This is a genomic window from Rhizobacter sp. P2_H2 (assembly GCF_056403375.1).
In genome coordinates, this window is sequence record NZ_JBFUFP010000402.1 from 1 (window position 1) to 4,567 (window position 4,567).

The window sequence follows — 4,567 nt, forward strand, 5'->3', positions numbered from 1 at the left end:
GTGTCGCGCACATAGCCCGCCCACTGCTGCGCGCTGTGCTCGGCATCGGCGCGCAACTGCGCGCGCGACGCCGTCTTCATCGCCCAGGCCACCATGGCGCACGCGAGCGCACCGGCCAGCAGCCAGCCGAGCAGCGCGCGCCACGGGGATTTGAGCGAGGTCATTCGAAACTCCGGCAACCGTTCGAGCCCGGTCCAACCACCGGGCGACGGCTTTCCAGCGACAGATATCGGCAGCGCCGCGGCCGACCTGAGCCATCCCCGGTGAAAGCCCTGACGCAGCTCGCGTGAGGTATGCACGCTGCCACGCCCGGCGTGCTCAAGATGCCCGGGAGCGGGCCGAGATTGACGGCGAGCCCCGACATGCCCCATCGCCTGCAATCCGTTCCGCCGTTTCCCCCCGTTCCGTTCCCCGCCGCCGGCAGCCACCTGCCGCCGACCGCGCCGGAAGAGCCAGGCGCCCGTGCGCTGCGCCGCCGTGGCGAGCGCATGCGCATGCTGCGCATGAGCGTCGCGAGCTATGCGATCGACGCGCTGCTGCTGTTCCTGCTGCACGCGGCCGGCGCGGTCGGCCTGCTGCCGCCCGTCATCTACCTGCTCGGCGGCGCGCTCGCCGGCGGCGCCTTCTTCCTGATGCTGAACCGCGGCTGGAGCGAACGCTTCGCCGATCCGTACCTGACCGGCCCGCAGATGCTGACGGCCTCCGGCCTGCAGCTGGCGATGGTGGTGCTGGCGCCCGCGGTCGGCGTGCTGTCGATCAGCATCGTCTTCATCGTGTTCGCGTTCAGCGCGCTGCGGCTCACGCCGCGCCAGGTGGTGCCGCTGTGGGCCGTGATCTCGCTCGGGCTCGCCCTCGCGATCGGGCTGGCCGAGCAGGCCCCGGCGCTGCCGGTCGCCACGCGCTGGCAGGCGGCGCTGTCGGCGGTGTGGCTGTCGATGGCGATCGGGCGCTGCGCGGTGGTCGGGCTGTACGGCGCCTCGGTGCGCTCGACGACGCGCTGCAGGCCGGCGCGCGGCCGTCGGTGGCGCTGATGGACCTCGATCATTTCAAGCTGGTCAACGACAACCACGGGCACCTGGTGGGCGACACCGCGCTGCGCCGCTTCGTGCTCGGCGCGGTGCGCTCGCTGCGGGCGGACGACCGCATCGGCCGCTACGGCGGCGAGGAATTCCTGCTGCTGCTCGCCACCAGCGAGCCGGCCACCGCGCTCGCGATCGCCGAGCGGGTGCGCCGCGCGGTGTCGGGCGAGGCCTGGGGCGACGTCGCCGCGGGCCTGCACATCACCGTCAGCATCGGCCTGGCGACCTTGCGCGAAGGCGAAACCGCCGAGCAGTTGCTGCAGCGTGCCGACGAGGCGCTGTACCGCGCCAAGGCAGAAGGCCGCGACCGGGTGGTGTCGGGATAGGTCACCAGGGCTTCGACAAGCTCAGGGCGAACGGGTACTTGAAAGCGCGCGTGCTGGGTCCCACATGCGCTGTCTGGAGGATCTCCCCGTGGGTGCCAACGACGCCTTTCTGCTCGATGCCTATTCCGAGACCGTCTCCGGCGTGGTCGAGCGCGCCGGGCCGAGCGTCGCGTCGGTCAAGGTGGTCGGCCACGCCAGCAACCGCGATGCGGCGCTCGGCGGCGGTTCCGGCTTCCTGTTCACGCCCGACGGCTACCTGCTGACCAACTCGCACGTGACGCGCGCCGGCGGCAGCGCGCTGCCGTCGCCGCAGGTCACGCGCCAGCGCGTGTCGCTGAGCGACGGCCGCGAGTTCGATGCGCGCTGGGTCGGCGACGACCCCGACACCGACCTCGCGCTGCTGCACATCGACGGCATGTCGCGCGGCGGGCTCACGCCGCTGCCGATCGGCCGCTCGGCGCTGCTCAGGCGCGGCGAGATCGCGATCGCGATCGGCAACCCGCTCGGCTTCGAGCACACCGTGACGGCCGGCATCGTCAGCGCGCTCGGCCGCAGCATGCGCGCCGGCACCGGCCGGCTGATCCCGGACGTGATCCAGACCGATGCGGCGCTGAACCCCGGCAACTCCGGCGGGCCGCTGCTGAACGCGCGCGGCGAGGTGATCGGCGTCAACACCGCGATCATCCGCGGCGCGCAGTCGATCAGCTTCGCAGTGGCGATCGACATCGCCGAATGGGTGATCCCGCAGCTGCTGCAGCACGGCCGGGTGCAGCGCGGCTACCTGGGCGTGGGCGGCAGCACGACGGCGCTCGACCGGCGCATCGTCGTCGGCCTCGGGCTCGGGCAATCGCATGGCGTGCGGGTGTCGGCGGTCGAGCCGGGCAGCCCGGCCGCGCGCGCCGGCCTGCGCGAGGGCGACCTGTTGATCGGCATCGACGGCCTGGCGATCGAGTCGGTCGACCGGCTGCACCAGGCGCTCGACGCGAGCCGCATCAACCGCGACTGCGTGCTGAAGCTGCTGCGCGGCAACGCGACCGGCCAGCCGCTGTACCTGACGGTGCGGCCGACGGTGGCGCATCCCCAACCCTGACGACGACCGCGCCGGCCGTGGCGCCTATGCTCGGCGAACGCGGTTGAACGCGTCTGGAGGACCGCCATGGCCACACGAGAGATCCTGATCGACGGCGTGCTGCTCAGCGTCGAGGTCGATGCCGCCGATGCGCCGCCCTCCACCGGCCTGGTCGAGCGCGGCGGCCTGGTCGAGCGCGGTGCGGTGGCCGACAAGGTGCGCGACATCGGCCAGGAGATGCGCAGCCTGCTGGCCGCCGTGACGCGGCCGGTGCGCGAGGCGCTGGAAGCGACGCAGCCCGACAGCTGGAGCGTCGAGCTGAACCTCGGCTTCAAGGGCGAGGCCGGCATCCCCTGCCTCACCAAGGGCGAGGCGAACGGCTCGATCAAGGTCAGCGCGAGCTGGAAGAAGCCCGCCGCGGCTTGAGCTTGTCGCCCAGGCAGCCCGGCGGCGCGCCGATCAGGCGGCAGCGCTCGCCGGGGTCGAGGTCGCGGCTGGCCTGCGCCTGCGCTTCTTCCATCACGCGCTTGCCGTCGGTCGGGATGAGGCGGCCGTTGCGGTCGATCAGGTAGCCGCCCTGCGCCGTCAGCTGCGTCTCGGCGAAGACCTGCAGGTCGGTCTCGAGGATCGGCTCGGTCGACGGCAGGCGGTAGACCCGCAGGCGCTGCTGGTCCGGCAGCCGCACCACCATCACGCCGCCGCTGCGGCTGAATGCCGGCTGCGCCGGCCAGCCCTTCAGCACGACCGGCGGGGCCGCCGGATCGTCGAGCGACCGCACCTCCAGCCCGTCGCCGGAGGCGCTCTGCCCGAAGGCATGGCGCCCGCTCGGATCGACGTTCATCTCGGCCCGCAGGCTGCCGCGCGCCGCACCGCCGCGCAGCTCGAGCAGCTCCCAGCCGGACGGGCCGCGCAGTGCCACCAGCCCGGTCGCCTCGTTGACGATGAGGCTGCCGCGCGACGAGGGCCCGAGCTGCAGCGATGGGGTCGACGACTCGGCCCGCAGGTCCCACAGCTCGGTGTGCCGGGCGTCCCACAGCTGCAACACCCGGCCGCCGCCGCGCAGCGCCATGTTCATGCCGTCCGGCGCCTCCCGCTCGATGCGGCGCAGCACGCGCGCCGTGCCCTGCTCGATCGCCTGCACCTCGATCCGCACGCGCCCGGGCAGCACGGTCTTGGTCGCGAACAGCCGCGCATGGCCGAGCACCAGCGAATCGGCACGCGGGTCGAACCGGCCGGCGCCGCCTCGACCGGTGGCCTCGGCCGCGGGCATGCGGAACAGCGGTTGCTCGGCGGCGGTGTAGAGGAGCCATTCGCTGCCATCGCGCACCAGGTGCAGGTCGTCGGCGCGTGCGATGACGCCATCGTGCCGGTGCCACGACAGCTGCCGGCCGCTGGCCAGGTCGAAGCCGCTCAGGCACTGGCGTTCGGCCGTCTCGCAGTGGCCCGAGAGCACCAGCTGCGATTCGTCGGGCGACACGCCGATCTCGACCACCGAGTCGTACAGGTCGGGCGTGTCCAGCTGCTGCAGCAGCTGGCCGTCGCCCAGCCGGCGCAGCTGCAGCGCGTCGCCGGTGGGGCTGCGCATCGCGGTCACCATGCGGGACTCGTCGCGGCTCACCCACCACGGCGCCACGCGGTCGCCGAGCGGCCGCAGGCGCGGGCGCAGGTCGTACACGCGCACCGCGCCGTCGGCCGCCTTGATCGCCAGCCGGTTGCCCTGCTCGCTCAGGCTCACCAGCGACTCGTAGGTGTCGCGCACCGGCATGTCGAACGCGCCCTGCAGCCGCCACAGCCCGCCCGACACCAGGTCGGCAACCTGCACCTCGTTCGCGCCCCGCAGCAGCTTGACGATGCGCCGGCCGTCGCGGTTGATGACGATGTCGTCGACGCCGCCGCTTTCGCTGCGGTCGATGCGCTGGTACGGATGCGCGCCGCCGGCCGGGTCGAGCTGCAGGCGCTGCAGGTCGAGCAGGCACAGCTGCGGCATCACCGACACGCCCAGCGTGCCGCCGCCCTGCGCGAACGCATAGCCGAGGTCCTTGCACGGCTGCTCGTCGGCGCTGGCGGTCAGCGCGCCCCGGCCGTCGTAGGTG

At 73.1% G+C, this 4,567-nt stretch carries 5 protein-coding genes; 4 read left to right on the forward strand and 1 reads right to left on the reverse strand.

Features of this window, described 5'->3' with window-relative positions; translation table 11 throughout:
• The first annotated feature begins 362 nt into the window (after positions 1–362).
• The 4 genes from AC1D15_RS18970 to AC1D15_RS18985 all read left to right on the forward strand — a co-directional run bounded on the left by AC1D15_RS18970 (position 363) and on the right by AC1D15_RS18985 (position 2,900).
• Entirely contained in the window at positions 363–1,031 is a 669-nt protein-coding gene (locus AC1D15_RS18970; RefSeq protein ID WP_477827204.1) for a hypothetical protein, read from the forward strand.
• Complete coding sequence (locus tag AC1D15_RS18975; RefSeq protein ID WP_477827205.1) at positions 1,031–1,405, forward strand: GGDEF domain-containing protein; 375 nt, start codon at positions 1,031–1,033, stop codon at positions 1,403–1,405. Before AC1D15_RS18970 ends, AC1D15_RS18975 begins: the two co-directional genes overlap by 1 nt.
• Before the next feature lie 64 nt (positions 1,406–1,469).
• Positions 1,470–2,495 (forward strand): S1C family serine protease, encoded by a 1,026-nt coding sequence (locus AC1D15_RS18980; protein ID WP_082004338.1) that lies wholly within the window; start codon positions 1,470–1,472, stop codon positions 2,493–2,495.
• A gap of 66 nt (positions 2,496–2,561) precedes the next feature.
• Positions 2,562–2,900 carry a CU044_2847 family protein gene (locus AC1D15_RS18985; RefSeq protein WP_477827206.1) on the forward strand — a complete coding sequence of 113 codons (339 nt, stop codon included), beginning with the start codon at positions 2,562–2,564 and terminating at the stop codon, positions 2,898–2,900.
• Here the strand turns inward: AC1D15_RS18985 and AC1D15_RS18990 are convergent.
• A partial coding sequence (locus AC1D15_RS18990; protein ID WP_477827207.1) for a WD40 repeat domain-containing protein occupies positions 2,866–4,567 on the reverse strand: 1,702 nt, incomplete at its 5' end. The two genes, AC1D15_RS18985 and AC1D15_RS18990, sit on opposite strands and share 35 nt — an antisense overlap.